Annotated in this window: 28 protein-coding genes; 21 read left to right on the top strand and 7 right to left on the bottom strand. The window is 64.9% G+C overall.

Annotated features, from left to right (window positions below):
• The first annotated feature begins 18 nt into the window (after positions 1-18).
• The 8 genes from RFM41_RS16925 (at position 19) to RFM41_RS16890 (ending at position 7,484) form a co-directional block, all read left to right on the top strand.
• Positions 19-1,218, top strand: coding sequence for an MFS transporter (locus RFM41_RS16925; protein WP_320248275.1), 1,200 nt, complete (start codon positions 19-21; stop codon positions 1,216-1,218).
• 131 nt (positions 1,219-1,349) lie between these two features.
• Positions 1,350-2,525 (top strand): ABC transporter substrate-binding protein, encoded by a 1,176-nt coding sequence (locus tag RFM41_RS16920; protein ID WP_320248276.1) that lies wholly within the window; start codon positions 1,350-1,352, stop codon positions 2,523-2,525.
• 30 nt (positions 2,526-2,555) lie between these two features.
• Positions 2,556-3,275 carry an ABC transporter ATP-binding protein gene (locus RFM41_RS16915; protein WP_320248277.1) on the top strand — a complete coding sequence of 240 codons (720 nt, stop codon included), beginning with the start codon at positions 2,556-2,558 and terminating at the stop codon, positions 3,273-3,275.
• The gene (locus RFM41_RS16910; RefSeq protein ID WP_320248278.1) at positions 3,272-4,036 is read left to right on the top strand and encodes an ABC transporter ATP-binding protein; all 765 of its coding nucleotides are present in this window, start codon (positions 3,272-3,274) and stop codon (positions 4,034-4,036) included. Before RFM41_RS16915 ends, RFM41_RS16910 begins: the two co-directional genes overlap by 4 nt.
• On the top strand, positions 4,033-4,920 hold the full coding sequence (locus RFM41_RS16905) for a branched-chain amino acid ABC transporter permease (RefSeq protein WP_320248279.1): 888 nt from the start codon (positions 4,033-4,035) through the stop codon (positions 4,918-4,920). Before RFM41_RS16910 ends, RFM41_RS16905 begins: the two co-directional genes overlap by 4 nt.
• Positions 4,920-5,993, top strand: coding sequence for a branched-chain amino acid ABC transporter permease (locus tag RFM41_RS16900; protein WP_320248280.1), 1,074 nt, complete (start codon positions 4,920-4,922; stop codon positions 5,991-5,993). Before RFM41_RS16905 ends, RFM41_RS16900 begins: the two co-directional genes overlap by 1 nt.
• The gene (locus tag RFM41_RS16895) at positions 5,990-6,880 is read left to right on the top strand and encodes an MBL fold metallo-hydrolase (RefSeq protein ID WP_320248281.1); all 891 of its coding nucleotides are present in this window, start codon (positions 5,990-5,992) and stop codon (positions 6,878-6,880) included. The genes RFM41_RS16900 and RFM41_RS16895 overlap by 4 nt, the downstream gene beginning before the upstream one ends.
• Positions 6,881-6,911: 31 nt before the next feature.
• Positions 6,912-7,484, top strand: a complete 573-nt coding sequence (locus RFM41_RS16890; RefSeq protein ID WP_320248282.1) for a cysteine hydrolase family protein — start codon at positions 6,912-6,914, stop codon at positions 7,482-7,484.
• A gap of 14 nt (positions 7,485-7,498) precedes the next feature.
• Here the strand turns inward: RFM41_RS16890 and RFM41_RS16885 are convergent, their stop codons facing one another.
• Together RFM41_RS16885 and RFM41_RS16880 are read right to left on the bottom strand one after the other, a co-directional pair.
• The gene (locus tag RFM41_RS16885) at positions 7,499-8,104 is read right to left on the bottom strand and encodes a TetR/AcrR family transcriptional regulator (RefSeq protein ID WP_320248283.1); all 606 of its coding nucleotides are present in this window, start codon (positions 8,102-8,104) and stop codon (positions 7,499-7,501) included.
• A gap of 138 nt (positions 8,105-8,242) precedes the next feature.
• Positions 8,243-9,421 carry an aromatic ring-hydroxylating oxygenase subunit alpha gene (locus tag RFM41_RS16880; protein ID WP_320248284.1) on the bottom strand — a complete coding sequence of 393 codons (1,179 nt, stop codon included), beginning with the start codon at positions 9,419-9,421 and terminating at the stop codon, positions 8,243-8,245.
• Between the two features lie 206 nt (positions 9,422-9,627).
• Here RFM41_RS16880 and RFM41_RS16875 point away from each other — a divergent pair, with 206 nt between their 5' ends.
• The 3 genes from RFM41_RS16875 (at position 9,628) to cobO (ending at position 11,608) form a co-directional block, all read left to right on the top strand.
• Positions 9,628-10,314 carry a gamma-glutamylcyclotransferase gene (locus tag RFM41_RS16875; protein ID WP_320248285.1) on the top strand — a complete coding sequence of 229 codons (687 nt, stop codon included), beginning with the start codon at positions 9,628-9,630 and terminating at the stop codon, positions 10,312-10,314.
• 132 nt (positions 10,315-10,446) lie between these two features.
• The gene (cobU, locus tag RFM41_RS16870; protein ID WP_320248286.1) at positions 10,447-10,992 is read left to right on the top strand and encodes a bifunctional adenosylcobinamide kinase/adenosylcobinamide-phosphate guanylyltransferase; all 546 of its coding nucleotides are present in this window, start codon (positions 10,447-10,449) and stop codon (positions 10,990-10,992) included.
• A 1-nt stretch (position 10,993) separates the two neighbouring features.
• Positions 10,994-11,608: a cob(I)yrinic acid a,c-diamide adenosyltransferase gene (cobO, locus tag RFM41_RS16865; protein WP_320248287.1), complete on the top strand. Its 615-nt coding sequence runs from the start codon at positions 10,994-10,996 to the stop codon at positions 11,606-11,608.
• On the opposite strand, the gene cbiB is transcribed toward cobO, so the two are convergent.
• On the bottom strand, positions 11,605-12,612 hold the full coding sequence (gene cbiB, locus RFM41_RS16860) for an adenosylcobinamide-phosphate synthase CbiB (RefSeq protein WP_320248288.1): 1,008 nt from the start codon (positions 12,610-12,612) through the stop codon (positions 11,605-11,607). The genes cobO and cbiB overlap by 4 nt on opposite strands.
• Between cbiB and cobD the strand changes: the two genes are divergently transcribed.
• Both cobD and RFM41_RS16850 read left to right on the top strand, forming a co-directional pair.
• Positions 12,611-13,666: a threonine-phosphate decarboxylase CobD gene (gene cobD, locus RFM41_RS16855; RefSeq protein ID WP_320248289.1), complete on the top strand. Its 1,056-nt coding sequence runs from the start codon at positions 12,611-12,613 to the stop codon at positions 13,664-13,666. The genes cbiB and cobD overlap by 2 nt on opposite strands.
• Positions 13,663-14,172 (top strand): tyrosine phosphatase family protein, encoded by a 510-nt coding sequence (locus RFM41_RS16850; protein ID WP_320248290.1) that lies wholly within the window; start codon positions 13,663-13,665, stop codon positions 14,170-14,172. The genes cobD and RFM41_RS16850 overlap by 4 nt, the downstream gene beginning before the upstream one ends.
• A 9-nt stretch (positions 14,173-14,181) precedes the next feature.
• Here RFM41_RS16850 and RFM41_RS16845 read toward each other — a convergent pair whose 3' ends face one another.
• Together RFM41_RS16845 and RFM41_RS16840 are read right to left on the bottom strand one after the other, a co-directional pair.
• Entirely contained in the window at positions 14,182-14,979 is a 798-nt protein-coding gene (locus RFM41_RS16845; RefSeq protein WP_320248291.1) for a creatininase family protein, read from the bottom strand.
• A gap of 61 nt (positions 14,980-15,040) precedes the next feature.
• The gene (locus RFM41_RS16840) at positions 15,041-15,424 is read right to left on the bottom strand and encodes a RidA family protein (protein ID WP_320248292.1); all 384 of its coding nucleotides are present in this window, start codon (positions 15,422-15,424) and stop codon (positions 15,041-15,043) included.
• 252 nt (positions 15,425-15,676) lie between these two features.
• On the opposite strand from RFM41_RS16840, the gene RFM41_RS16835 reads away from it, so the two are divergent.
• From RFM41_RS16835 to RFM41_RS16800, 8 genes are all read left to right on the top strand, one after another.
• Entirely contained in the window at positions 15,677-16,681 is a 1,005-nt protein-coding gene (locus tag RFM41_RS16835; RefSeq protein ID WP_320248293.1) for an ABC transporter substrate-binding protein, read from the top strand.
• 15 nt (positions 16,682-16,696) lie between these two features.
• Positions 16,697-17,518, top strand: coding sequence for an ABC transporter ATP-binding protein (locus tag RFM41_RS16830; RefSeq protein WP_320248294.1), 822 nt, complete (start codon positions 16,697-16,699; stop codon positions 17,516-17,518).
• Positions 17,505-18,356: an ABC transporter permease gene (locus tag RFM41_RS16825; protein ID WP_320248296.1), complete on the top strand. Its 852-nt coding sequence runs from the start codon at positions 17,505-17,507 to the stop codon at positions 18,354-18,356. The genes RFM41_RS16830 and RFM41_RS16825 overlap by 14 nt, the downstream gene beginning before the upstream one ends.
• 36 nt (positions 18,357-18,392) lie before the next feature.
• Positions 18,393-19,694 carry a cytosine deaminase gene (locus RFM41_RS16820; protein WP_320248298.1) on the top strand — a complete coding sequence of 434 codons (1,302 nt, stop codon included), beginning with the start codon at positions 18,393-18,395 and terminating at the stop codon, positions 19,692-19,694.
• The gene (locus RFM41_RS16815) at positions 19,694-21,097 is read left to right on the top strand and encodes an FAD-binding oxidoreductase (RefSeq protein WP_320248778.1); all 1,404 of its coding nucleotides are present in this window, start codon (positions 19,694-19,696) and stop codon (positions 21,095-21,097) included. Before RFM41_RS16820 ends, RFM41_RS16815 begins: the two co-directional genes overlap by 1 nt.
• Positions 21,097-21,678 (top strand): NAD(P)H-dependent oxidoreductase, encoded by a 582-nt coding sequence (locus RFM41_RS16810; RefSeq protein WP_320248300.1) that lies wholly within the window; start codon positions 21,097-21,099, stop codon positions 21,676-21,678. The genes RFM41_RS16815 and RFM41_RS16810 overlap by 1 nt, the downstream gene beginning before the upstream one ends.
• Positions 21,678-22,265, top strand: a complete 588-nt coding sequence (locus RFM41_RS16805) for an NAD(P)H-dependent oxidoreductase (RefSeq protein ID WP_320248302.1) — start codon at positions 21,678-21,680, stop codon at positions 22,263-22,265. The genes RFM41_RS16810 and RFM41_RS16805 overlap by 1 nt, the downstream gene beginning before the upstream one ends.
• Positions 22,266-22,342: 77 nt before the next feature.
• The gene (locus RFM41_RS16800; RefSeq protein WP_320248304.1) at positions 22,343-22,576 is read left to right on the top strand and encodes a hypothetical protein; all 234 of its coding nucleotides are present in this window, start codon (positions 22,343-22,345) and stop codon (positions 22,574-22,576) included.
• A gap of 41 nt (positions 22,577-22,617) precedes the next feature.
• Here the strand turns inward: RFM41_RS16800 and RFM41_RS16795 are convergent, their stop codons facing one another.
• Positions 22,618-25,065, bottom strand: a complete 2,448-nt coding sequence (locus RFM41_RS16795) for a GcvT family protein (protein WP_320248306.1) — start codon at positions 25,063-25,065, stop codon at positions 22,618-22,620.
• Complete coding sequence (locus tag RFM41_RS16790) at positions 25,062-26,243, bottom strand: pyridoxal phosphate-dependent aminotransferase (RefSeq protein ID WP_320248308.1); 1,182 nt, start codon at positions 26,241-26,243, stop codon at positions 25,062-25,064. The genes RFM41_RS16795 and RFM41_RS16790 overlap by 4 nt, the downstream gene beginning before the upstream one ends.
• Positions 26,244-26,400: the final 157 nt, after the last annotated feature.

Below are 26,400 nucleotides of genomic sequence, written 5' to 3'. Positions count from 1 at the left end.
TCACGTTCCGGAGGGCCGATGTCCACCCATGTGCGCCATCCGATCTGGCTTCCGGCCCTGCGGCCGGCGGATGCGCGTACCTTCGCCTCGCTCTATGCGGTCGAATCCTTCGCCCGCGCCACGATCTCCAGCGTGATCCCGATCCAGGCATACGAGATCCTGCACAACGAGCGGATCGTCTCGATCCTCTACACCATCGTGTCCCTGATGGGTCTTTCGGTCACGCTGTTCATGCCGATGCTGATCCGCCGCTTCGCGCGGCGCTGGGTCTACACGGCGGGCTGCGTGCTGCTGGCGATCGGCTCCGCCTTCTTCGTCACCCACACGCTGCCCGGACAGATTGCCGGCATGCTGTGCCGCGTCATGGGGGCGAGCGCGCTGTCGATCACGCTCAACCTCTACATCATGGACCACATCCGCAAGACCGACTTCATGCAGGCGGAATCGCTGCGCATGGCGTGGTCGATGTTTGCCTGGACGGGCGGGCCGACGCTCGGCATCTTCCTCTACACGCATTTCGGCATCTATGCCGCGCATGGCGCGGTCGTGGTGTTTGCGTTCGCGCTGCTTTGCCTGTTCTGGTTCTACCGGCTGACCGACAACCAGTCGATCCGGCCCGGCAGGTCGCGCCCCGCCAACCCGCTTGCCAATATCGGCCGCTTCGTCAAGCAGCCGAGGCTCAGGCTGGCCTGGCTGATTGCCTTCGGCCGCTCCTGCTTCTGGACGACGTTCTTCGTCTATGGCCCGCTGTTCATGGTGATCACCGGCCAAGGCGAGCTCGCCGGCGGATTGCTGGTTTCCGCTGGCAACGCGCTTCTGTTCATGGCGATCTTCTGGGGCAGGGCGGGCAAGCGCTTCGGTGGACGGCGCGTCATGACCTTTGCCTATTTCGCCATGTCGGCGGTGTTGTTCGCGGCAGGCGGCATCGGCGAGGCCGCGCCGCTGCTCACCGGCGCGCTGCTGTTGTGCGGCGCGCTCTTCACCATCGCGCTCGACGCGCTCGGCTCGACCGCCTTCATGCGCTCGGTGCGCTCATACGAGAAGGCGCAGATGGCGGCGGTCTACCGCACCTATCTCGATTTCTCCGAGCTGACGCCGCCGCTCGTCTATTCGGTCGTGCTCACCTTCTTCGGCCTCGGCTCGGTCTTCGTCACGCTCGGCATCCTGGCCACCTTCTGCGGCTTCGTCACCTGGCGCTATCTGCCTAAGGCGTTTTGATCGGCGCTCGGCCCGGCCCCCTAATCCACCCCTCTTGCAGTCCACGCAAAAGTGAATAGCATTCTGTTTTGATGCCAGGGGGCGTTTTCGCAACCGCATCTAACAATGAATGGGGAACACAGGAGCTTCATATGACCAGGCGTGCATTGCTGACAGCAGCGTGCGTTGCGACTGCTCTATCTGTCGTGTCGTCATCCGCCGGAGCGCAGGACAAACCGGTCTTCGGTTTGGTGATGTCCTTCAGCGGCTGGTTCCAGCCGATCGACGCGGACACCATTGCCGGCGCCAAGCTGGCGGTCGATGACATCAATGCGGCCGGCGGCGTGCTGGGGCAGCCGATCGAGACCGTCGAATTCGACAACAAGTCGGAGCCGCAACTCGGCGCTGACGGGGCGATCGACGTCATCGACAAAGGCGCCAAGGCGATCCTTTTTCCGTCGGATTTCGATTTCGGCGCTCCTGGCGCGTTCGTTGCGCAGCAGAAGAATGTCGTCGCCTTCTCGGCGGCGTCGGACCCGAAGTTCGGCGTGCAAGGCATCGGCCCGCTTGCCTACTCCGTTTCCAATGCCGGCCAGGCGCAGGGCGCGCTGATGGCAGAATGGGCTTACAACAAGAAGGGCTGGAAGAAGGCCTATGTGCTGCTCGACAACACCATTTCCTACACCAAGTCGCTTTGCGGGAGCTTCGCCGAGCGCTGGAAGGAAATAGCCGGCGCTGAAGGATTGCTCGGTCAGGATACCTTCCTCAATGGCGACGCCTCGATCGCCGCCCAGGTGACCCGCATTACCGGTCTTGCGCAGAAACCGGACCTCGTCTTCCTCTGTTCCTATGCGCCGGGCGGACCGAGCGCGATCCGCCAGATGCGGGCGGCCGGCATCGAAGCGGCCGTCCTGACCGGCGAATCCATGGACGGTGACTACTGGATCGGCAGCGTTCCCGGTCTCAGCAACTTCTACGTCGTGAACTACGGCTCCAAATATGGCGATGATCCCGATCCCGCGGTGAACGCCTTCTTCGAGCGCTTCGAGAAGAAATATGGCAAGAAGGCCGATGTCTCCTATGGTTTGCGCGGCTACTCCGCCGTCCAGGCCTGGGCGAAGGCGGCCAACAAGGCGGGCTCGCTCGATGGCGACGAGGTGGCCGCGGTGCTGAATACCTTCGACAAGGAGCCACTGGTTCTCGGCCCGACGACCTGGACCGCCGACCGCCATATCGAGACGACGCGTCCAATGGCGATAATCGGCGTGCAAAACGGCAAGTTCGCCGCCGAGGGTCGTTTCTCGGTCGAGAAGTTCCCGCAGTTCTGACAATATTGCCCGGATTGGGAGGCGAGAGCCTTGAAACTCGCGGCCGAACGCGTGTCCGTGCGCTTTGGCGGGCTGGTGGCGAATGACGATGTGTCGCTCGCCATCGCGCCCGGCGAGGTGCTTGGCCTGATAGGGCCGAATGGCGCGGGCAAGACCACGCTGGTCAATATGTTGTCAGGCTTCCAGCGGCCGCATTCGGGTGCGGTAACGCTGGCGGGCAGCGACATGACGGGGCGCAGGCCACGGGCCTTCGCCCGTGCCGGCATCGCGCGCAGCTTTCAGGCGGTGCGGCTCTTCAGGGGGCTCACCGTTTCCGAGAATGTCGAGGTCGGGCTTGTCGCATGCGGCCTCGGCCGCGCGGAGGCGAGACGGCGGGTGCGCACCCTGCTCGCCGATTTCGACCTCCTCCATCGCGCGGCACAGCCGGCGAGCGCGCTCAGCTACGGCGAGGAGCGCCGCGCCGGCCTGGCGCGGGCACTGGCGCTCGAACCGCGTTTCCTGCTGCTCGACGAACCCGCGGCCGGGCTGGCGGCGGCGGAAGCCGAAGACCTCAAGCGCGCGATCCTTTCGATCCGCGACCGCTATGGCTGCGGCATCCTTGTCATCGAGCACAACATGGCCCTGGTCATGAGCCTGTGCGATCGCATCCATGTGCTCGGCGGCGGCAAGACGATCGCGTCCGGACGGCCCGACGAGATCATGGCCGATCCCGCCGTGCGCACCGCTTATCTGGGCCGCGCGGCGGCATGACGGTCAGGTCCGATCCCACGTCGCAGGGCGGACGCCTGGTCGAACTCGGCGGGCTGGTCATCCGCTATGGCGCCATCGCCGCCGTGCAAGGCGTCGACCTGGCCATCGATGCCGGTGAAGCCGTCGCCATCGTCGGACCGAACGGCGCTGGCAAGACCTCGCTGCTGTCGGCAATCGCCGGTGTCGCGCGCCCCTCGGCCGGCTCGATCCGCATCGCCGGCAAACCGCTCGCCGGCATCGCGCTTTCCGATGTCGTGCGCGAGGGCGTCGCGCTGGTTCCCGAGGGGCGCAATATCTTCGGCAGCCTGACCGTGATGGAAAACCTCCGCCTCGGCACAACGCCAAGGCGCGACGCCTCGGTCCCCGCCGACATCGACCGTGTGTTCGCCGATTTCCCGATCCTCGGCGAACGCCGCGATCAGCCGGCGGGCCAGCTTTCCGGCGGCGAGCAGCAGATGTTGGCCATAGCCCGCGCGATGCTTTCCAGACCGCGTCTCCTGATGCTCGATGAACCCTCGCTCGGGCTTGCGCCCAACATCGTCGACAAGGTGTACGACATCCTGCGTCAGATACGCGGCCAGGGCGTGTCGCTGCTTCTGGTCGAGCAGAACGCGGCGCGTGCCTTTGCGCTCGCCGACCGCGCCTGCGTCATGAGCCGTGGCGTCTTCACCCTTACCGGCACACCGGCGGAGATCGAGCGCCACGAGGCCTTCGATGCCGCCTATTTCGGCGTCGCCATGGCGAAAGCAGGAACGGCATGATCGGGCAGGCTGTCCAGGTTCTTGTCGACGCGGTCAGTGTCGGCGGGCTTTATGCGCTCACCGCGCTCGGCATCGGCCTCATCTTCGGGGTGATGCGGCTCATCAACTTCGCACATGCGCAGCTCATCATGATCGCGGGCTACGCCGTGCTGCTCTTCTTCGCCCAATCGGCGGTGCTTGCCGTGCTCGGCGCCGTCGCCGGCGCGGTGCTGCTGGCCCTTCTCGTCGAGCGCATGGCCTTCCGCCCCCTGCGCGGCGCCGACCCGGCGACACTGCTGATTGCCTCCTTTGCGGTCAATTTCCTTATCGAGAAGGTGATGATCATGCTGGTCGGGTCCCGGCCGAAGGGCGTGGACTTCCTGCCGATGCTCGCGGGTCAGGTCGAGATCGCGGGCGTCAGGCTGCAGCTTCTCCAACTTGTCACCATCCTTGTCAGCGTCGTGCTTCTGGTGGCGACGACCTGGTTCCTTAAATCGACCCGGCTCGGCCTCGAAATGCGCGCGGCGGCCGAGAACTTCCGCATGGCCGAGGTGCTCGGCATCCGCGCCAACCGCGTCATCGCCTCCGCTTTCGCCATCAGCGGCCTGCTCGCCGCGGCGGTCGCCTGCCTGTTCGTCGCCCAGACCGGCCTGGTGCAGCCGCGCATGGGTCTCCAACTGGTCATCATCGCTTTCGTCGGCACCGTCATTGGCGGACTGGGCAGCCTTCCGGGCGCGGCCTTCGGCGGATTTCTCGTCGGCGTCGCCACGATCCTGTTGGAGGCGCTGCTGCCAGCCGAGCTTCGCGTCTTCCGCGAAGCCTTCCTGTTCCTGGCCGTCGCCGTCGTGCTGATCTTCCGGCCGCAAGGCCTGATCCCGGCGCGCGGCCTCGCGGGGCGCATCTGATGGCGACGCTTCCCGCCATTCCCGCAGACGAGGGCGCCGGCCGGCGCTGGCTTCCGCTGGTCGCCCTGATCATCGTGGTGCTTGCGCTTGCCGGCGCGGCCGAATTCGCGCCGGTCGTCATGCAGCGGCGCATCACCCAGGGGCTCATCAACCTCGTCGCGGTGGTTGGGCTCTATGTCTTCGTCGGCAATTCCGGCGTGCTCTCCTTCGGCAATGTCGCGTTCATGGCGATCGGCGCCTATGTCTCCGCATTGCTGACCATGCCGGCCGCCGCGAAAGGTGTCTTCCTGCCCGACCTGCCCGCCTTCCTCGCCGCCGCCGAATGGCCCGTGCTGGCCGGCGCGCTGGCAGGCGGCGCATCCGCCGCGCTGGTCGCGCTGGTCGCCGGCTTTCCGCTGATGCGCCTTTCCGGCATTTCGGCCAGCATCGCTACTTTCGCCATCCTGGTCGTCACCTATGTTGTGCTCGGCAACTGGACCTCGGTGACCGGCGGCCAGAACTCGCTGATGGGATTGCCGATCTATGTCGGCCTGTGGACCGCCGCCGGCTGGGCGGTCGCCGCGATCGTCGTCGCCTTCCTGCATCAGGAGTCGCGGTCGGGCCTGCTGCTCAGGGCCTCGCGGGAGGACGAAGTGGCCGCCGTAGCCTCCGGCGTCCACATGGTTTTGCACCGGCTCATGGCCTTCGTCGTCAGCGCTTTTCTCTCCGGCATCGCCGGCGTGCTGCTCGCTCATTTCCTTGGCACGGTCAGGGTCGAGACCTTCTATCTCGACCTCACCTTCCTCATCATTGCCATGCTGGTGATCGGCGGCATGCGCAGCCTGACCGGCGCGGTTGCCGGCGCGATCGTCATCACCGCGCTCACCGAGCTGATGCGCCAGGCCGAGGTCGGCGTCACGATCGGGACGACGACCTTCGCCGCGCCAGGCGGCCTCGGCGACGTGCTGCTCGCGCTGCTGATGCTCCTCATCATTCTCTTCCGCCCGGACGGCATAGCCGGCGGCCGGGAGATTTCGTGGCCGTTCCGGTCAACTGTCGCCGCTCCGGAAATTCAGTCGAGGAAACCGCAATGACCGACAACCTGCCTCCGCCACCCGCGGTCGACCCCAACGAGACGACAGAGGTCGCGCCGGGCGTCTACGTCATCGGCGACCGTCGCGTGCCGCTGGTGCCCAACATAGGCATCGTGCTCGGCAGGGACGCGGCGCTCGTCGTCGACACCGGCATGGGGCCGGAGAATGGCCGCAAGGTCCTGGATGTCGCGAGGCGCCTTGCAGGCGACCGGAAACTCATCCTGACGCTCACGCATTTCCATCCCGAGCATGGGTTCGGCGCCCAGGCCTTCAAAGGCGCGGCGACCATCCTGTACAACAGCGCCCAGCGCGACGAGCTGGCCGCGAAAGGGGCTGCCTATCTCGGCATGTTCCGCGGCTTCGGCCCAGGCGTCGCCGCCGCTCTCGAAGGCGCCGAGCTGGTCATGCCGGACGAAGTCTATGAGGGCGCATCAAGGACGATCGATCTTGGCGGCCGGGTGGTGGAGCTTGCCACCTATGGCCTCGCGCATACCAAGGGCGACCAGGTCGTCAGCGTTGGCGACGCAGGCGTCGTCTTCGTCGGCGATCTCGCCGAGGAGCGCATTTTCCCGATCTTCCCGTGGTTCCCCCCTGACGATGCGGACATCGACGCCGACAACTGGGCATCCGTGCTCGCCGCGCTCGAAGCGGCGAGGCCGAAAATCGTCGTTCCAGGCCATGGCTCGGTCGGCGCGGTGGAGATCCTGTCGGCGGTGCGCGGCTACATGCTCGACCTCGGATCGCGCGTGACGGCCGAGGTGAAGGCCGGCAAGAGCGCCGACGAGATCGTCGCCAGCCTCGGTCCTCGAGTGCGCGCCGAGCATCCAGCCTGGGAGGCACCCGAATGGATCGATTTCGCCATACGCTATTTCGCCGCGAAGGCTTGAGGCGGGCTTCGCCGACGACGAGGACCGGGTCATGAAGGCGCTGATCGCCTTGCACTTCCAGAACGACATCTGTCACCCGGACGGGTTGATCCCCTTCGCCGTCGATCGCTCGGGGCCGGCCCCCGATCTGTTCCTCGACAGGTCACGCACCCTGATCTCCCGCGCCCGCGACGCGGGCTGGCTGGTGGCCCATGTGCACATCGCCTTCCAGCTGGACTATTCGGATCTGCTGCGCAACGCCCCGCTGTTCAGGGCGGCGGGCGAGTTCGGTGCGCTCAAGCGCGGCACGTGGGGCGCGGCGCCCATGCACGGCTTCGAGCCGGCGCCGGGCGACGTGACGCTGATCCATAGCTGCAACAATGCTTTCCAGGGCACCGGTCTTGAGGGCATCCTGCGCGAGCGCGCGGTCAGCCATGTCGCCGTCGCAGGCCTGGCCACGCAATACTCGGTCGAGCACACCGTCAGGCATGCCGCCGATCTTGGTTATGTCGTCACCATGGTGCGTGACTGCTGCGGATCGGCCAACGAGGCGGCGGCGCAGGCTTCCTTTGCGGCGATGGCCATGCTCGCCCGCATCGTCACGCTCGACGAGATCGAATTCTGACGCCCTGGCTGCGATCAGCCCTTGATCGGCTTCAGGTCGGGCGCCGACGCGCCGACGATCAGGTCCGTCATCGCTTCGATGGCCGGCACGGTTTTCTCGCCGCGCACCCCGAGATAGGCGCCAACGACGAAGCCGTTGAACGACATGAAGAGCACATGCGCCATGCTGGAGTAATGCGCGATGCCATGCAGCGGCTTTGGTTCGGCCGCCTTCAGCATCCGCGCCACGTGTTGCTCGCACCATTCAAGCAGATTGCCGCTGTAGTGATCGTCGGGGGTGGCAGTCGACACGGCCTGCATCAGATTGTTGGCAAAGAAGTTCTGTTCGTTCGGGATCTCACGCCAGATCGTCGCGACGATGTGCTGCACCTTTGCCCTATGGCCATCGATCGATTTCAGCTCCCGTTCGAGCTGGTCAAGCCTGGCCTTCAGCCAGGGACTGTAGACCTGGAAGAAGAGATCGAGCTTCGAGTCGAAATATGTGTAGATGGCCGAGGGCGCGACGCCCGCGCGCTGACCGATCTCGCTCGCCGAGGTGCCGGCATAGCCGTTCTCGAAGAAGAGCTGCGTCGCGGCTTCGAGGATCGCCCCGCGCACCTCCGCCTTCTTCACCTGCACCATGTAGCACCTCAGACATTCGACATCCTGCCCTAGCTGCTTGCCAAATCCTGATCAAGGTGCAGCCTTGTCTGTCAAAACCGCCCCATCATAGCGACGCCCGCTTCTGTAGCTTTTTCATTTTGGCCCTATCCGCCAATGTCATTTTGATTTGGGCTGGAACGCTGCGTGACGGCCGCGCACCCAATCGTGAAAGCGGTGCAGGTCGTATTCCTCGGGCATCAGCACGCCGGCCTCGTGGCGCATCGAGCGGAGCCCCTTCTGGTTGACTTCGCAGATCGCGGCGTCTTCCTCGAGCACCTGGGTGCCGAAAGCGACGATGTTGTCGATATCGGTCTTTCCCAGCGCATCCGGCGCGAACAGCCATTCGGCGGTGAGCTCGGTCTGCTCGGGGCCGAGCGGGGCGAGCCGCACGGTGCGCATGTAATCGACATGGCCGACGAGGAACATCGAGGGCAGCGAGGTGGCGTAGGTCTGGCCGGCGGCACGCTCGGCCGGGGTCAGGCCGGAAAAGACCGGACCGTGGACATGGCCGTCCCGCGACCACGTCTCGGCCCCGGCGCGCAGGCGGCCGGAAAACTCCGGATCGTCATTGTCGGCGTGGCGCGACCATTCGGGATCGTCATGCCTCGCCATCAGGCCGCGGCCGTAGATCGGCACCAGCCTCGACAGGTCCTTGTGCACCCCCGGGCAGTGCAGGCATTCGTTGAAGTTTTCCCAAAAGATCTTCCAGTTGCAGTTCATCACCTTGGTCAGCCGATGGCCGGTGACGAGCGTCTCCAGCGGCCAGTTCGAAAGGTCGCCGGAGGCGCGGTCGAAGGAGGTTTGCGCCGTGCCCTCGGGCTCCTCCGCGAGGTTGATGAAGACGAAGCCGCGCCAGACCGAGAGCGCCACGCGGTAGAGCGGATAATTGGCCTTGTCGAAGCCGTCGGGCAAAGATTTCGAGGGCACGCGCACCAGATCGCCGCGCAGCGAATAGGACCAGGCGTGGTAAGGGCACGTCAGCAGCCTGGCCTTCAGCCGCCCGGCGCTTTCCTGGCAAAGCTGCGAGCCGCGATGCCGGCAGGTGTTGTGGAAGGCGCGCAAGGCGCCGGTCTCGTCGCGCAGCACGACGATCTCCTGTGAGCCGGTGCGGAAGGTGCGGAAGGCGAGGGGCTCGGCAAGATCTGCCTCGCGGCACACCATCAGCCAGCTTCGGCACCAGATGGCATCCAGGTCGCGCCGGTAGGCCTCGGCATCCCAATAGGCAGCCGACGGCAAGGTCGGCTGGAGGCTGGTCAGGCCATTGTAAGGATCGCGTTCGCTCGGATTGGGCTGCATCGGCCTCTCCCTGGCCAGAGCAGTTCAGCGTTTGATAGAAGCGCTGAACTACTCTAACTCTTTGTTTTTACGCAATTCCGGACGGAAAACCGCTGCGCGCTTTTCCTGGAATTGCTCTAGCGACAGCCGACACCCGGGAAAAGCTGTTGTCAATTGCCGGTCCTCCCGGATTGTGGCGCCAGCGCAGGGACCCTAAGGTCGCGCGCATGCTGCCAAGAACCATGTCGCTTACCGAGGAACTGGTCGCCCGCTGCTTTCGCGTTGTCGAGGATAGCGGGCCCGATCCCGATGCGGCGCATCTGGATGACGCTGACTATGAGGCAATGGTGCGCGCGCTGGAGGCTCAACTTCCGGCCAACGAACCGCTCTGGCTGTTTGGCTACGGTTCCCTGATCTGGAAGCCCGAGATCGAGCATCTCGAGGAGCGGGTGGCCCTGCTTCGCGGCTGGCACAGGTCCTTCTGCATGAAGATGACGCGCTGGCGCGGCACGAAGGAAAGTCCGGGCCTTATGATGGCGCTGGACCGCGGTGGACAATGCAAGGGCGTCGCCTTTCGGCTCGGCGACGGCGACAGGCGCGAGCAACTCGACAAGCTGCTGCGGCGAGAGGTGACGCTGAAGCCGACCAGCTACCATCCGCGCCTGCTCAACATGACGAGCGATGCCGGCCCACTGCGGGCGCTGGCCTTCGTCATCAACCGGCAGGGGACCACCTATGCCGGTCCGCTCAGCGAGGAGGCGGTTGTCGAAAGGCTTGCGACCTCCTGCGGCCATTGGGGGTCGGGCGCCGATTATCTCTACAACACGGTGAAGAATCTCGAGCAGCGCGGCATCCATGACGCGCATCTTTGGCGGCTGCAGCAGCTGGTCGCGGCCCGGATCGCTGCTTCGTAGCACCCGCAAGCTGTGGCGCAATCGCGCCGCGCGGTGCCGGAATTTGGTTTGCCGGTTGTGAAGCATCTGCCTAAAGTCACGCGTTGTCGGCCATGTGGCCGCAACAAGAATCACCCGTAAGCAAGGCAGGAAATGACCGGCGCGACAGCCGCGAGCGGCAACAGAGCTTCCGATCGGAAACTGACTTTCGTCCTCGGCGGCGCGCGCTCGGGGAAGAGCTCGCACGCCGAGACCCTGACGACAGCCTGTCCGTCGCCGTGGACCTATATCGCCACGGCACAGGCTTATGACGACGAGATGCGCGAGCGTATCGCGTTGCATCGGTCGCGGCGCGGCGAAGGCTGGGTCACCGTCGATGCGCCGCTCGACCTGGTTGGCGCGATCGAAGCCTTGCCGGATCACCAGCCGGTGCTGATCGATTGCCTGACGCTATGGCTCACCAACCACATGCTGGCCGAACATGATGTCGAGGCCGAATGCCGGCGGCTCAAGGAGGCGCTGTCGCGGCCGCGCGGTCCGTGGTTCGTGGTCTCGAACGAAGTCGGGCTCGGCATCGTCCCCGACAATGCGCTGGCACGCCGGTTCCGCGACGCCGCCGGCCGGCTCAACCAGCAGGTCGCGGCCGCTGCCGACAGCGTTCTCATGATGGTGGCGGGGCTGCCGCTCAAGGTGAAATGACATGGCTGGAGTTGAGGAAAAGGACGCCGAGCGCCATCGCGCCAAGATGGCCAAGCGCAAGGCGGTGCAGGATGCCGAGGTTGCCGGCAAGACGATCGAGAAGGGGCTGCTGATCGTCAACACCGGGCCGGGCAAGGGCAAGACCACCGCCGCCTTCGGCCTGGCGCTGAGGATGCTGGGTTACGGCAAGCGCGTCGGTGTCGTCCAGTTCATCAAGGGCAAATGGCATACCGGTGAGAAGGACGCTTTCGCGGCCTTCGGCGACCGTGTCGTCTGGCATGCGATGGGCGAGGGTTTCACCTGGGAGACGCAGGACTTGAAGCGCGACATTGCCGCCGCCGAAGCCGCCTGGGCCAAGGCGCTGGAGCTGATGGCCGATTCCTCGATCAGCCTCGTGGTGCTCGACGAGCTCAACATTGCGCTGCGCTACGACTATCTCGACCTGGAGAAAGTGGTCGCGGCGCTGAAGGCGCGGCGGGACGATCTGCATGTGATCGTCACCGGTCGCAACGCCAAGCCGCTGCTCGTCGAGGCGGCTGACCTCGTCACCGAAATGGGGCTGACGAAGCACCATTTCTCGGCCGGCGTGAAGGCCCAGCAAGGGATCGAATTCTAAAGCGCGCTGGCGCCCTGGCCGCTGATCAAAAGGGTCAGGAAGATCATGATCGCCGAGACGACCGCGAACAGGCCGAGCAGCAGCCAGTCCGCCATGCGATAGAGCTTCAGCGCCTGGCGGATGTCGGTGCTTTCGGCCTCGCGGCGGCCGCCTTCGCCCATGAAGGCGTCGTCGACGACCTCGCCGCCATAGCTGCGCGGGCCGGCGAGGGACAGGCCCAGCGCGCCGGCCATCGCCGCTTCCGGCCAACCGGCATTGGGCGAGCGGTGTTTTTTGGCATCACGCCGCATGACCAGCCAGGCTTTGCGCGGATGGGCGCCAGGCACAAGAAAGGCCGCCAGCACGATGAGCAGGCCGGTCAGTCGCGACGCCGGCAGGTTGACCAGATCGTCGAAGCGGGCGGCCGCCCGGCCGAACGCCTCGTATTTCGGCGTGCGGTGGCCGATCATCGAATCGGCGGTGTTGGCGGCCTTGTAGGCAGCACCGCCGCCAAGGCCGCCGATGCCGGTCCAGAAGGCGGGCGCCACGATGCCGTCGGAGAAATTCTCAGCCAGGCTTTCAATCGCGGCGCGCGCGACGCCCGCCTTGTCGAGCTTTTCGGGATCGCGGCCGACGATGCGCGAGACGGCGATGCGGCCGAGCGTTAGGCCGCCAGTCTCCAGCGCGTCGGCGACCTCCTCGACATGCTCGGCGAGGCTTTTTTGCGACAGCAGCGAGGAACCGAGGATGGCGGCGATGACGAGACCCGTTGGGAACATCATCCAAAGCAGGACATGCAGCGCCAGGCCGATGAGCCCGGGCACCAGCAGAATGACGAGCAAGGCCTGGACGCCGCGGCGGCGACGCAATTCGTCGGAATCCGTCGCGCGGTTGAGCCGGCGATCGAGAAAGGATATCAGCCTGCCGATCCAGGTTACCGGATGGCCGATGGCGTTGAACAGCCAGTCCGGATAGCCAAGGGTACGTTCAACGGCCAGTGACAGGAAAGCGATCAGGATCGACATGAAGCTTCTTGGTGGAGCGGTTGCTGCAGTGGATCACGGCGGATCCCTAGGCCGGGCGAGCGCGCTCTTCCCCCACGCGCCACGGCCTTTCGTCGACCTTTCGACAGGTATCAATCCGCACTCCTACCCGCTTTTTGAATTGCCCGCCACCGCCCTGTCCCGATTGCCGGAGGCAGGACAACTGCGCGAATTGGCCGAAATTGCGGCTGCGGCTTATGGCGCGCCGTCTGCCGCCCATGTCGCGGCGGCGCCCGGCACGCAGATTCTCCTGCCGCGCGTCGCCTCGCTGCTGCGGCCGGGCAAGGCGCTTGTGCTCGGCCCGACCTATGCCGAACACGCCCGGGCTGCAGCCATCGCCGGCCATGCGGTCGCGGAAGTCGGCGATTTCGACGCGCTGGCCGAGGCGGACCTCGCGGTGCTGGTAAATCCCAACAATCCGGACGGGCGGTTGATCGAAAAGGCCCGGCTGCTCGAGCTTGCCGCGCGGCTTCGCGCCAAGGGCGGGTTGCTCGTCGTCGACGAGGCCTTCATGGATGTCGGCCCGATCGAACATAGCCTTGCCGGCAATGTAGACGAGGGCGGCATTATCGTGCTGCGCTCGTTCGGCAAGTTCTTCGGCCTCGCGGGTGTAAGGCTCGGCTTCGCATTGGCGGATCCGCTGACGGCCGAGCGGCTGGATGCGCAACTGGGACCTTGGGCGGTGGCCGGCCCGGCGCTCGAATATGGCATCCGCGCCTTGTCGGATATGAAATGGCAGACCGATATGCGGCAACGCCTGGCACAGGATGCCGGGCGGCTCGACACACTGCTTGGTCGATTCAACGTTGCAGTCGCCGGCGGCACCAGCCTGTTCCGCTATCTGTCGTTTCCCGAGGCTCCGAGCCTATTTTCGGCACTTGGCTCAAGCGGCGTGCTGGTCCGTCACTTCGCCGAGCGGCCGCAGGTTCTGCGCATCGGTCTGCCGGGCAGCGAGGCGGAATGGCAGCGCCTTGAAGGCGCGCTTGTCAGCTGGGCAGCTCAGCGCGAGGATGCGCCGAAGGAGATCGAACGATGATCCATGTCTGTTCGCTGTCGAAGGTCGACGAAACTGTCGCAAGGACCGGTGCGCAGCGGTTGCTGTCCCTGCTTGCCGCCGGCACCGAAGTGGTCCGCCCAGCCTCGATCCTGGCGGAAAACCACCTGCATCTCGTCATGCACGATATCGCCGTGGCGCAGGAGGGCATGACCATGCCCGGCGAGGAGCATGTACGCGCCTTGCTCGATTTCGGCTATCGCTGGGATCGGGTAAAGCCGCTGGTCGTGCATTGCTATGCCGGTGTCAGCCGCTCGACGGCATCGGCCTACATCATCGCAGCGGCGCTGGCGCCGAAGCGCGACGAGATGGAACTGGCCAAGACGCTGCGTTTTCTCTCGCCGACGGCGACCCCCAATCCACGGCTGATCGCCGTCGCCGACATGCTGCTTCAGCGCGACGGCCGCATGATCGCGGCGATCGAGGAAATCGGCCGCGGCGCCGACGCGTTCGAGGGGATTCCCTTTGAACTCGATATCAAGGCCTAGTCCGTTGGCCTAAAGCAGCCACTCGGCAAGCTTCGCCTTACGCACATCCTTGACCAGGCTGATAAAACCGTCGGCCTGCATTTCCGCCGTCAAACGACCTTTCTCGGCCGTGGCGATCGAGGCGTCGCCGACCACACCGTTGGGATTGAGGTCGCTGGCGATCCAGGCGAAGGCGTGCGTTCCGGTGTGGCGCAGCAGGGCGAATTCCTTCTCGGCGCGGCCGACATTGGAGACGAAATTCTCCGCCTTGCTCATATCGACGAGGTCGGGCCGGAAGTGCAGCATCAGCGAGGTCTCGACATCGCCGCCATGGATGCCGTGACGGTCCTCGAGCTCGGTATACATTCCCGCCGGGCGGCCGAAACGCTGCCAGCTCGTCTTCACCGACAGCATCTTGGCGCGTACGCGCAATTCGCGTGAGATGATGCCCATGATCTCTTCATTGCCGCCATGCGAGTTGACGATGATCAGTTTCCTGACCCCGGCGCGGGCGACCGACAGGCCGAGTTCGGTCCAGGCGTCGACCAAGGTGGTGGCGGGCAAGGTGAGCGTTCCCGGCGCATGCAGGTGCTCGTTCGACTTGCCGACTGCTTGCACCGGCAGGATGCGGATGTCGAGATCGTCGGGCAGGCGCGCGATCACCGTCTCCAGCATGCCCGCCATGATCGAGGTGTCGGTCGAGACCGGCAGATGCGGGCCATGCTGCTCAATTGCGGCCACCGGTAGCACGGCGATGGTCGCTTCGGCATCGATCGAGGCGTATTCCGTCGTCCGGTAGTCGCCCCACCATACACGTCTTGTCGTCACTTCATTATTCTCCCAGTGGTCTGCTGCGCGGTCTAGTGTGCTTGGCGGCTGCAGGCAATCGTCAGCCCGCCGCCAGCACCTCGACCTCGACCTTGAATTCCGGACGGGCGAAGCCGGAAACGATCATCAGCGTGGAGGCCGGCGCGGGATCGGAAAAGAGCCGGTTGCGGACATCCATATAGGCCTGCAGATGTTCGCGGCCGGTGACGAAGGCGTTGATGCGCACGGTATCGTTCAAGGTCAGCCCGGCTTCGCTCAGAATAGCGGCGATGTTCTTGAAGCAGAGTTCGGTCTGCGCGCCGGCGTCCTCGGGGACATGGTCGTCGGCCCCGATGCCCAGCTGACCGGAGCACAGCACAAGCCGTTTTCCGGCGGGTATTTCAACGCCGTGGCTGTAGCGGGCGAAGGGCGGCTTGATCGTCTTGGGGGCTAGGTATTTCAGCATGGCATTCTCCTGTGCGGCTTAAGACTAAGGCTCGATTCATGAAACCTTCAAGATGCGGTGCATGCCGCCCGGGCGATTATGGACAGGCGTTCAAAAAATAGGCACGATGCCTTGCGTACAGCATGACCCTTCCGGTCTCGGCATTGACTGCCGCGCGAGCGGGCGGCCCGGGCGGTGGCATGTGTCTTGCTTCTTGAACCAATGGTGTCGAGCCCAGCGCGTTGCGCGCCGGAGCCAAGAGAGGGTGAGTTTATGATCGGAAATGGGAAGATCCTGGCGGGCTCGATCGCCTTGCTGGCGGCGGGCACGCTGACTGCTGCCGCAAACGAGAAGGTGACGTTCGGCACCAACTGGCTGGCCGAGCCGGAGCATGGCGGCTACTACCAGGCCGTCGCCGACGGCACCTATGCCGCCTGCGGCCTCGACGTCACCATCATGCAGGGCGGCCCGCAGGTCAGCGGCCGGCCGATGCTGCTGGCCGGCAAGATCGATTTCTACATGGGCGGCAATCTGCTTTCGGCTTTCGATGCCGTGCAGCAAGGGATCCCGATGCGCGTCGTCGCGTCCGACTTCCAGAAGGATCCGCAGGTCATCATGTCCCATCCGGGAGAGGGGCTGGACAAGTGGGAGGACCTGAAGAACGCCGACCAGTACATCATGGGCGACGAAGGCGCGCAAACCTTCTTCCAATGGATGGTCACCGATCTCGGCTTCGACGCCGCCAAGCGCGTGCCCTATACGTTCAATCCGGCGCCCTTCATCGCCAACAAGAAGTCGATCCAGCAGGGCTATGTGACGTCCGAGCCGTTTGCCGTGCAGAAGCAGGGCGGCTTCACGCCGAACCAGTTCCTGCTCGCCGACTATGGTTGGGATACCTATTCGACCACCATCGAGGTGATGCAGGATACGATCGACAAGCGGCCGGAGGTGGTGCAGTGCTTCGTCGATGGCTCGGCCAAGGGCTGGTACAAGTACCTCTATGGCGACAACAAGGCCGCCAACGAGATGATCAAGAAGGACAATCCGGACATGACGGATGAGCAGATCGCCTTCTCGATCCAGCAGATGAAGAAGTTCGGCGTGGTCGATTCGGGCGATTCGGAAAAGCTCGGCATCGGCACCATGAACGAAGCCCGCATCCAGAGTTTTTACGACAAGATGGTCAAGGCCAAGGTCGCGCAGCCTGGCATCGACATCAAGAAGGCCTATACGCTGGCCTTCATCAACAAGGGTGTCGGGCTGGAGCTGAAGAAGTAAGGCGGCCTGCCTGAGATGATCCAGGAGAAAGTGGCTGAGACGCGGGCGGCATCGGGCGAGGCTCCGATGCTGCTTTCGCTGCGCAATGTCGGCAAGGTCTTTTCCAATGGCGTGACGGCGCTGAGCAAAGTGGATCTCGCGATCCGCGAGGGCGATTTCCTGAGCCTGCTCGGCCCGTCGGGTTGCGGCAAGTCGACGGCGCTCCGGTTGATCGCCGGCCTGTCGACGCCGACCTCAGGCCAGCTCGACTGGCGCGGCTCGATCGACCGCTCGAACACCGGCTTCGTGTTCCAGGAGCCGACGCTGCTGCCCTGGGCCAGCGTCTTCGACAATGTCTGGCTGCCGCTGAGGCTCAAGGGCGTGTCGCGCGCCAAGGCGGAGCCGGCGGTGATGGAGATGCTGTCGCGCGTCCATCTCACCGGCTTCGAGAATGCCGTGCCGCGCGAGCTTTCCGGCGGCATGAAGATGCGCGTCTCGATCGCGCGGGCCATGGTCACCAAGCCGCGCATCCTTCTGATGGACGAGCCCTTCGCCGCGCTCGACGAGATCACCCGCTTCAAGCTCAACAACGATCTTCTGGAGCTGTGGCGGGACGAGCGCTTCACGGTCGTCTTCGTCACCCACAGCGTCTTCGAGAGCGTGTTCCTGTCCAGCCGCGTCGTCGTCATGGCCGCGCGTCCGGGCCGCGTCCATGGCGAGCTTGCCATCGACGCGCCTTATCCGCGCGACGAGGCGTTCCGCACCTCGCCCGATTATGCCGCGCTTTGCCGGCAGGCCTCGGATGCGCTGGTCGACGCCATCAACTCAACCGCTGGATCCCGCCATGACGGCCATTGACGACACCGCGCTGAAGCTCGACCCGGAGGAGGCGCGGCGCGCCCGCCAGGAGCGGCTGGAGCGCATCGGCAGATGGGCGCTGCCGCTGGCGATCATGGTGCTGGCGATCGTGCTGTGGGACCGCATCTGCGTCTGGAACGAGATCCCGCAATATATCCTGCCGCGCCCGGGCGTGGTGCTGCAGACGCTTCACAACGACGCCGGCCTGCTGTTCTCCTCGCTGTTGGTGACGCTCAGGATCACCTTCCTCAGCTTGGCTCTCGCCGTCATCGGCGGCGTTGGGCTGGCGGTGCTGTTCGCGCAGTCGAAATGGGTGGAGATGTCGTTCTTCCCCTTCGCCATCGTGCTGCAGGTGACGCCGATCGTCGCCATCTTCCCGCTGATCAACATCTATGTGGACAACCAGACCGTCAAACTGCTGCTCTGCGCCTGGATCGTCGCCTTCTTCCCGATCCTCTCCAACACGACCCTCGGCCTGAATTCAGTCGACCGCAACCTGCGCGACCTGTTCAAGCTCAACGGCGCGACGCGCTGGCAGCAATTGCGCTATCTGCGGCTGCCGGCGGCGATGCCCTATTTCCTCGGCGGATTGAAGATCGCCGGGGGCCTGTCGCTGATCGGCGCGGTGGTGGCCGAATTCGTCGCCGGCGCGCAGGGGCAGTCGTCGGGGCTTGCCTCGCGCATCATCGAGGCCGGCTACCGGCTCAACGCGCCGCGCCTGTTCGCGGCGCTGATCCTGATCTCGCTCACCGGCATCCTGATCTTCTTGGTGCTGTCGCTGGTGTCGCATCTCATCCTGCGCCGCTGGCACGAGAGCGCGCTGAAGCAGGAGCGGTAGGGTGGCATCAGGGAAAATCGCGAAGAGGACCAGATCTTGATACCTGCCTCTGGTTCCTACCGGCTTGCCAATGCCCGTGTTCATCGGTCGCTGACGCCCGGCCTTGCAGCACCGTTCGACGCGGACGGCTTCGCGCTTGTCGAGCTGACCGTCGCCGACGGCAAGATCGCGAGCGTCGTCGCCCATGCCGGGTCGAAGGCGCAGGCCGAGGCGGTCGACCTTGCCGGCCGGATCGTGCTGCCATGCTTCGTCGACTGCCACACCCATATCGACAAGGGCCATATCTGGCCGCGCAAGCCCAATCCGGACGGCACCTTCATGGGCGCGCTCAATGCCGCTGGCGCCGACCGCGCCGCGCGCTGGAGCGCCGAGGATGTCGCGCGGCGCATGGATTTCTCGCTGCGCTCGGCCTACGCGCACGGCACCAAGGCCGTGCGCACGCATCTCGACAGCGTGCCGCCGCAGGAGGAGATCTCTTGGCCTGTGTTCGAGGCGATGCGGGAGAAATGGCGCGGGCGCATCGACCTGCAGGCGGCCTGCCTGCTCGGCATCGAAGGGGTGCGCGACAAGGCTTGGTTCGAGCGGCTGGCCAAGCGCGTCGCCGCCGCCAAGGGGGTGCTCGGCGTCGTGACCTATATGGTGCCGGACCTCGAGGAACTGCTCGACCAGGTTTTCGCCCAGGCGATCGAGCACGGGCTCGATCTCGATTTCCATGCCGACGAAACCGACGATCTCGCGGCCGTCTCGCTAAAAAAGATCGCCGAGGCGTCGCTGTGGAACGGTTTCGAGGGCAACATCCTGGTCGGCCATTGCTGCTCTCTGGCGCGCCAGCCTGACCTCGAGGTGCTCGACACGCTGGACAAGGTGGCGAAGGCGCGGCTCGCTGTGGTGTCGCTGCCGATGTGCAACCTCTATCTGCAGGACCGCCGCAACAACGGCACCACCCCGCGCTGGCGCGGCGTGACGCTGCTGCATGAGATGAAGGCGCGCGGCATCAAGGTGGCGGTCGCTTCCGATAACACGCGCGATCCGTTCTACGCCTATGGCGATCTCGACATGCTGGAAGTCTACCGCATGGCGACGCGTATCCTGCATTTCGACCATCCGGTCGGCGACTGGCCTAGGGCGGTGGCGGCAACGCCGGCCGAGGTGATGCGGCTCGACGGCGCCGGCACCCTTGCCGCCGGCGGCAATGCCGACTTCATCGTCTTCAAGGGACGCAGCTGGACCGAATTGCTGTCGCGGCCCGAATCGGATCGCATCGTGGTGCGCGAGGGCAGGGCGATCGAACGCCAACTGCCTGACTATGCCGAACTCGATGAATTGATGGTGGAATGATGGATATCGCAGCGCTGAAGCGCGATCTCGACGGGATCAAGGTCGACGATCATCCGGCCATCGTCCAGCAGAAGAGCCGCGACTTCTACTGGTACAGCCCGGTGCTGAAGGCGCAGCTCGATCACATCAAGGGCGACCTGATCGTCACGCCGAAGAACGAGGACGAGGTTATCCGCGTTTTGGCCGCCTGCCACCGGCATAGCGTTCCGGTGACGCCGCGCGGCAGCGGAACCGGCAATTACGGGCAGGCGATGCCGTTGTCGGGCGGCGTGGTGCTCAACCTTGCCGAGATGAATGAGGTCAAGACGATCGCGCCAGGGCGTGTGGTGACCGGGCCGGGCGCTATTTTGGCCGAGATCGACAAGGCGACGCGGGCGCATTCCGGACAGGAGTTGAGGCTCTCGCCGTCGACCTACAACACGGCCTCGATCGGCGGCTTCATCGCCGGCGGCTCGGGCGGCGTCGGCTCGATCAATTTCGGCGGCCTGCGCGATTTCGGCAATGTGCTGCGGCTGCGCGTCGTGACCATGGAGGCCGAACCGAAGGCGCTCGAGCTGACCGGCGAGGACCTGCACAAGGTCACACATGCCTATGGCACCAACGGCATCATCACCGAGGTCGAGATGCCGCTGACCGCAGCTTATGACTGGGTCGACGTCATCGTCGGCTTCGACAGTTTCATGGGCGCGGCCCGCTACGGCAACGCGCTGGCCTGCCAGGACGGCATCCTGACCAAGCTGATCACGCCGATCGCGGCACCGGTGCCTCAGCTCTATTTCAAGCGACATCAGAAGTTCCTGCGCGAGGGGCAGAGCATCTGCGTCGTGATGGTCGCGAAGCATGGGCTGGACGCCTTCCTCGCCTTCACCCGGCGCGCCGGCGGTGAAGTCATCTTCAATGCGGCGACCGCGACGGAGGAGGACAAGAAGGGCGTCCCGCCTGCCTATGAGCTTGCCTGGAACCACACGACGCTGAGGGCGCTGCGCGTCGATCCGTCGATCACCTATCTGCAGTCGCTCTATCCGTTTCCCAACCAGCTGGCGCTGGTCGAGAAGATGGACGCGATGTTCCCGGGCGAGGTGTTCTCGCATCTGGAATTCGTGCGGCTCGACGGCAACATCACCTGCTTCGGCCTGCCGCTGGTCAAGTTCACCAGTGAGGCGCGGCTCAACGAGATCATCCGGCTGCATGAGGAGAATGGCTGCCCAATCTTCAACCCGCACCGCTACACGCTGGAAGAGGGCGGCATGAAGCAGACCGACGAGATCCAACTCGCCTTCAAGCGCCAGACCGATCCGCAAGGGCTGCTCAATCCCGGCAAGATGATCGCCTGGGAGAACCCGGACTACGACTACCGCTCCGGCCGGACCTTCCTGTTCAAGGGCCTGCAAAAGGCGGGCTGATGAACATCCTCGTGCTCTTCGCTCATCCGGTGGAGACCAGCTTCAATGCCGGCCTGCACAGGACGATCGTCGAGCGTCTCTCTGTGGCGGGCCATGCGGTCGACGACTGCGACCTCTATGCCGAGGATTTCGATCCGCGGCTGACACGCGCCGAGCGGCTCGGCTATCATGACCCGCGCGGGCCGGACGACGCTGTCGCCGGCTACGTGGAGAGGCTTCAGAGAGCCGAAGCGCTGGTGCTGTCTTTCCCGGTCTGGAACTATGGCTATCCGGCGATCCTGAAAGGGTTTTTCGATCGCGTCTTCCTGCCCGGCGTGTCGTTCAAGCTGGTCGACGGCAAGGTGCGGCCGACGCTGCACAACATCCGCAAGATGGCGGCCATCACCACCTACGGCGGCAGCCGTTTTCGCGCCATGCTGATGGGCGATCCGCCGCGCAAGATCGTCAAGCGCATGCTGCGGGCGACGATCAAGCCCGGCGCTCCCGTCTCCTATCTCGCGCATTACTCGATGAACCTGTCGACCGACGAGACGCGCAATGCCTTCATGGCGAAGGTCGCGGCGACGATGGACGCCTTCTGATGCGCGTGCTGGTGGTCTATTGCCATCCGGTGCCGGAAAGCTATTGCGCGGCGATCCGCGACATGGCGGTCGAGGTGCTGAGGGGGCGAGGCTGGGACGTGCGGCTGCTCGACCTCTATGCCGAGAATTTCGATCCGGTGATGAGCTGCGAGGAGCGGCGCTTCTACAACGACCGCGCGCCAGAGGACCCGGCGCTCAAGCCGCATTTCGAGCATCTGGAATGGGCGCAGGCGATCCTCTTCATCTACCCTACCTGGTGGTACGGCCTGCCGGCGATGCTGAAGGGCTGGTTCGACCGGGTCTGGGCCACCGACATCGCCTTCAAGCTGCCGGCCGGCAAGGGGCGGATCACGTCGCTGATGCGGCATGTGACCAAGGTCGGCGTCATCACCACCTGCGGCGCGCCGACCTGGTGGAGCGTGGTCGTCGGCCAGCCGGGCCGCAAGACGATCCTGCGCGGCATGCGGGCGCTGTGCGCCACGCGCTGCAAGACGTTCTTCCTGGCGCACTATTTGATGGATTCGTCGACGCCGAAGAGCAGGGAGGCGTTTTTCGGCAAGGTGAGGGCGAGGCTGGAGCGGTTTTGAGGGACTTCAGCTACCCTGCGGAATAGCGCCAAACGCGTTTGCCTTTTTTATGCGGAAATGAAGCGCATAATGAAGGCATGACCAAGCTCTTCGAACATGCCGTCCAACGTGTGCGCACCTTGCCTCCTGAATTGCAGGACGAGTACGCACGTGTCCTCTTGCGCCTCGCGGGTGATGACGGAGACGAACCTGTTCATCAACTGAGCCGAGAGGAAAAAGCCTCGCTCGCAGTGTCTCGGGCGCAGGCTGCACGCGGTGAATTTGCAACCGACGAGGAAGTCCGTGCTGTTTGGGCGAAGCACGGCCTGTGAAGCTTCGCGGGCAATCCTGCTCCAAGCCGCGAGAGGAAGGGTTACATCTTCACCCGCTCGGCCTTTGGATCATACATCGGCTTCAGCGAGGCTTCCGCGGCAAAGCGCTCGCCGGCGATCTCCACCTCATAGGATGAACCCAGCACATCGGCCTCGCTCTCGCCCTCGCACGGCACATAGCCGAGGCCGATCGCGCCGCCGAGATGGTGGCCGTAATTGCCGGATGTGATCGGGCCGACGATCTTGCCGTCGCGCAGGATCGCCTCGTTATGGAAGAGCAGCGGCTCGGCGTCCTTCAGGCGGAATTGCACCAGCCGGCGTGTCAGGCCGGCTTCCTTCTTCCTGAGCACCGCGTCGCGGCCGATAAAGCCGGGCTTGGCGGTCTTCACCGCGAAACCCAGGCCGGCCTCCAGCACATTGTCTTCGTCGGTGATGTCGTGGCCGAAATGGCGGAAGGCCTTTTCGATGCGGCAGGAATCCAGCGTATGCAGGCCGCAAAGCTTCAGGCCGACATCGGCGCCGGCCTCAGCGATCGCTTCGAAGACATGAGCGGCCTGCTCGGTCGAGACATAGAGCTCCCAGCCCAGCTCGCCGACATAGGTGACGCGGTGGGCGCGGGCGAGGCCCATGCCGATCTCGATCTCCTGGAACGTGCCGAACGGATTGGTCTCGTTGGAGAAATCGTTCGGGCTGACCTTCTGGATCAGTTTTCGCGCCTCCGGACCCATGACGCAGATCACGGCTTCGGCGGCGGTGACGTCGGTGATGACGACGAATTCGTCGGCGACATGCCTGCGCAGCCAGGCAAGATCGCGCTGCAGGGTGGCGCCCGGAACGACGAGGAAGTAGGCGGTTTCCGACAGCCGCGTCACGGTGAGGTCGCTCTCGATGCCGCCGCGCTGGTTGAGCATCTGCGTGTAGACGATCTTGCCTGGCGCGACATCCATGTCGTTGGCGCAAAGCCTCTGCAGGAACTGCTGAGCATCGCGGCCCTCGACGCGGATCTTGCCGAAGGAGGTCATGTCGAACAGGCCGACGCCGTTGCGGACGGCCAGATGCTCGTCGCGCTGGTTCTCGAACCAGTTCTGCCGCTTCCAGGAATAGCGGTATTCGCGCTCCTGGCCCTCGCGCGCGAACCAGTTGGCGCGCTCCCAGCCCGCCACCTCGCCGAAGACTGCGCCGCGCCCTTTCAGATACTCGTGCAGAGGCGAGCGGCGCACGCCGCGCGAGGTCGCCATCTGGCGGTAGGGGAAATGATCGGCGTAGAGCAGGCCGAGCGTTTCCGACACCCGCTCTTTCAGATAGCGGCGGTTCTTCTGGAAGGGCTGGGCTCGGCGGATATCGACCTCCCATAGGTCGAAGGGCGCCTCGCCGTCGTTGATCCATTGCGCCAGCGCCATGCCGGCGCCGCCGGAGGAGACGATGCCGATCGAATTGTAGCCGGTCGCCATCCAGTAGCCGGCGAGTTCCGGTGCTTCGCCGAGATAATAGCGGTCGTCCGGGGTAAAACTCTCGGGGCCATTGAAGAAGGTATGGATGCCGGCGGTGCCGAGCATCGGCATGCGGTTGACGCCCATTTCGAGGATCGGCTCGAAATGGTCCATGTCCTCGGGCAACTGGTCGAAGCAGAAGTCCTCGCGGATGCCGTCCATGCCCCAGGGTTTTGCCACCGGCTCGAAGGCGCCGAGCATCATCTTGCCGGCATCCTCCTTGTAGTAGGCGCACTCGTCCGGCACGCGCAGCACCGGCAGGCGGGAGAGGCCGGGGATCGGCTCGGTGACGAGATAGAAATGCTCGCAGGCATGGAGCGGGATGGTGACGCCGTTCTGCCGGCCAAGCTCGCGCGCCCACATGCCGGCGCAGTTGACGACGATGTCGGTTTCGATCGTGCCCTGGTCCTCGCCCTGTGCCCAGGAGACGCCGGAGACGCGGCCATTCTTCGTGTGGACCTTGGTGACCTTGACGTTCTCGATGATTGCAGCACCCCGCTGGCGCGCGCCCTTGGCCAAAGCCATCGCGATGTTGGCGGGATCGCACTGGCCGTCGAGCGGCAGGTGCACGGCGCCGACCACGTCGGACACATTGAGGTGCGAGTACATCTCCTTGACCTCGCTAGGCGAGATTTCGCGCACGTCGACATCGAAGGCGCGGGCCAGAGAGGCCTGCCGGTAGATTTCGTGCTTGCGCTCTTCCGTCAGCGCCACGGTGATCGAGCCGACCTGGCGCATGCCGGTGCCTACATCGGTCTCGGCCTCGAGCTTGACGTAGAGGTCGGCCGAGTACTTTGCCAGGCGAGTCATGTTCTGCGAGCCGCGCAACTGGCCGATCAGGCCGGCCGCATGCCAGGTGGTGCCGCAGGTGAGCTGCTTGCGTTCGAGCAGCACGATGTCGGTCCAGCCGAGCTTGGCCAAATGATAGGCGACCGAGCAGCCGGAGACGCCGCCGCCGATGATCACGGCGCGGGCTTTGGTGGGAATGGTCTTGGTCATGCGGCCTCGCGGCGGTAGTTGGAAGCGAAGCGGCGCACGCGAAGCGCTGCTTCCTTGAGGATTGGTTCGGACTGGCAGAGGCTGATGCGGATGTGCCCGGCGGCGGCTTCGCCGAAGCTCGATCCGGGCATGACGCCGACCTTCTCCTTGTCGAGTAGCGTCCAGGCGAATTTCTCGTCGTCGGGCTCGACTGCGGAGACGTCGAGCATGATGTACATGCCGCCTTCGGAGCCGCGCACCGTGACTTCATTGGCGCCGCGCAGGGCGTCGAGGAAGACGGTGCGTCGCGCGGCGTAGCGCTCGGCGATGTCCTTCACGCCATAGTGGTTCTCGAGCGCCTCGGCGCAGGCGATCGAGATGAAGGCCGGCAGGCCGTAGGTTGTGACCAGATTGAGGTCGACCATCAGCGCGATCATCGCCTTCGGCCCGGTCAGCCAGCCCATGCGCCAGCCGGTCATGCCGTGGCTCTTCGACATGGAGTTGATGACCAGCGTGCGTTCGGCCATGCCGGGCAGCGAACGCGGCGAGATGTGCTCGCCGCCGCCAAGCGTCCAGTAGACCTCGTCCGACAGCAGCCAGAGATCATGCTCCTTGCAGATATTGGCCAGTTGCTCGAGCCGTTCGCGGGAATAAACGGCGCCCGTCGGATTGTTCGGCGTGTTGATCAGGATGGCGCGCGTGTTGGGCTTGAGCGCGGCCTGGATCATGTCCGCGCGGGGTTGAAACCCATCTTCGGCCGGCGTCTCGACCACGGTGAAGCTGGCGCCCGCGGCGCTGAAGGTATTGGGATAGGTCGCGTAATAGGGCGCGACGACGATGGCGTGGTCGCCCGGGTCGAGCACGCCCTGCACGGCGGCATAAAGCGCGCCCTGGCCACCGGCCGTGGCGATGACCTCGTCGGGTTCTGTCAGCATGCCGCTGCAGGCGGTGGAGGCCGCCGCCATCGCTTTGCGCAGGCGCGGCAGGCCGGGGAGCGGCGTGTAGTGATGGTTGCTGCCGCGTACGGCGGTCACGCAGGCCTCGATCGTCTCCGACGGCGTGTCGAAATCATGGTCGCCGACGGACAGCACGATGATGTCCTCGCCGGCCTGCTTGCGGTTCCAGGCGGCGAAGTGGACTTCCCAGCCATCCTTGCCCGAAGGCACGATGCCGGCAATGCGCTTTGACGGCTTTGGCATTTTAGAACCTTTCCCGCTCATATCGGCCGCATTCCGACGGGTTATTTTGCGCCAATTCCGGCGCAAAGCCCCTTGTGCGTACCGCCGGTACGCCCTGCGGTTCTTCGCTTGATCTTGTCACAAAATTCCTCCGTCAAAATGGACCGCTATAAGCGGG

Origin of the sequence: Mesorhizobium vachelliae (assembly GCF_033977325.1) — a bacterium.
Taxonomy (GTDB): Bacteria; Pseudomonadota; Alphaproteobacteria; order Rhizobiales; family Rhizobiaceae; genus Mesorhizobium; species Mesorhizobium vachelliae.
Note: the sequence above shows the minus strand (reverse complement) of the source record. Positions and strands in the feature narration are given on the sequence as shown.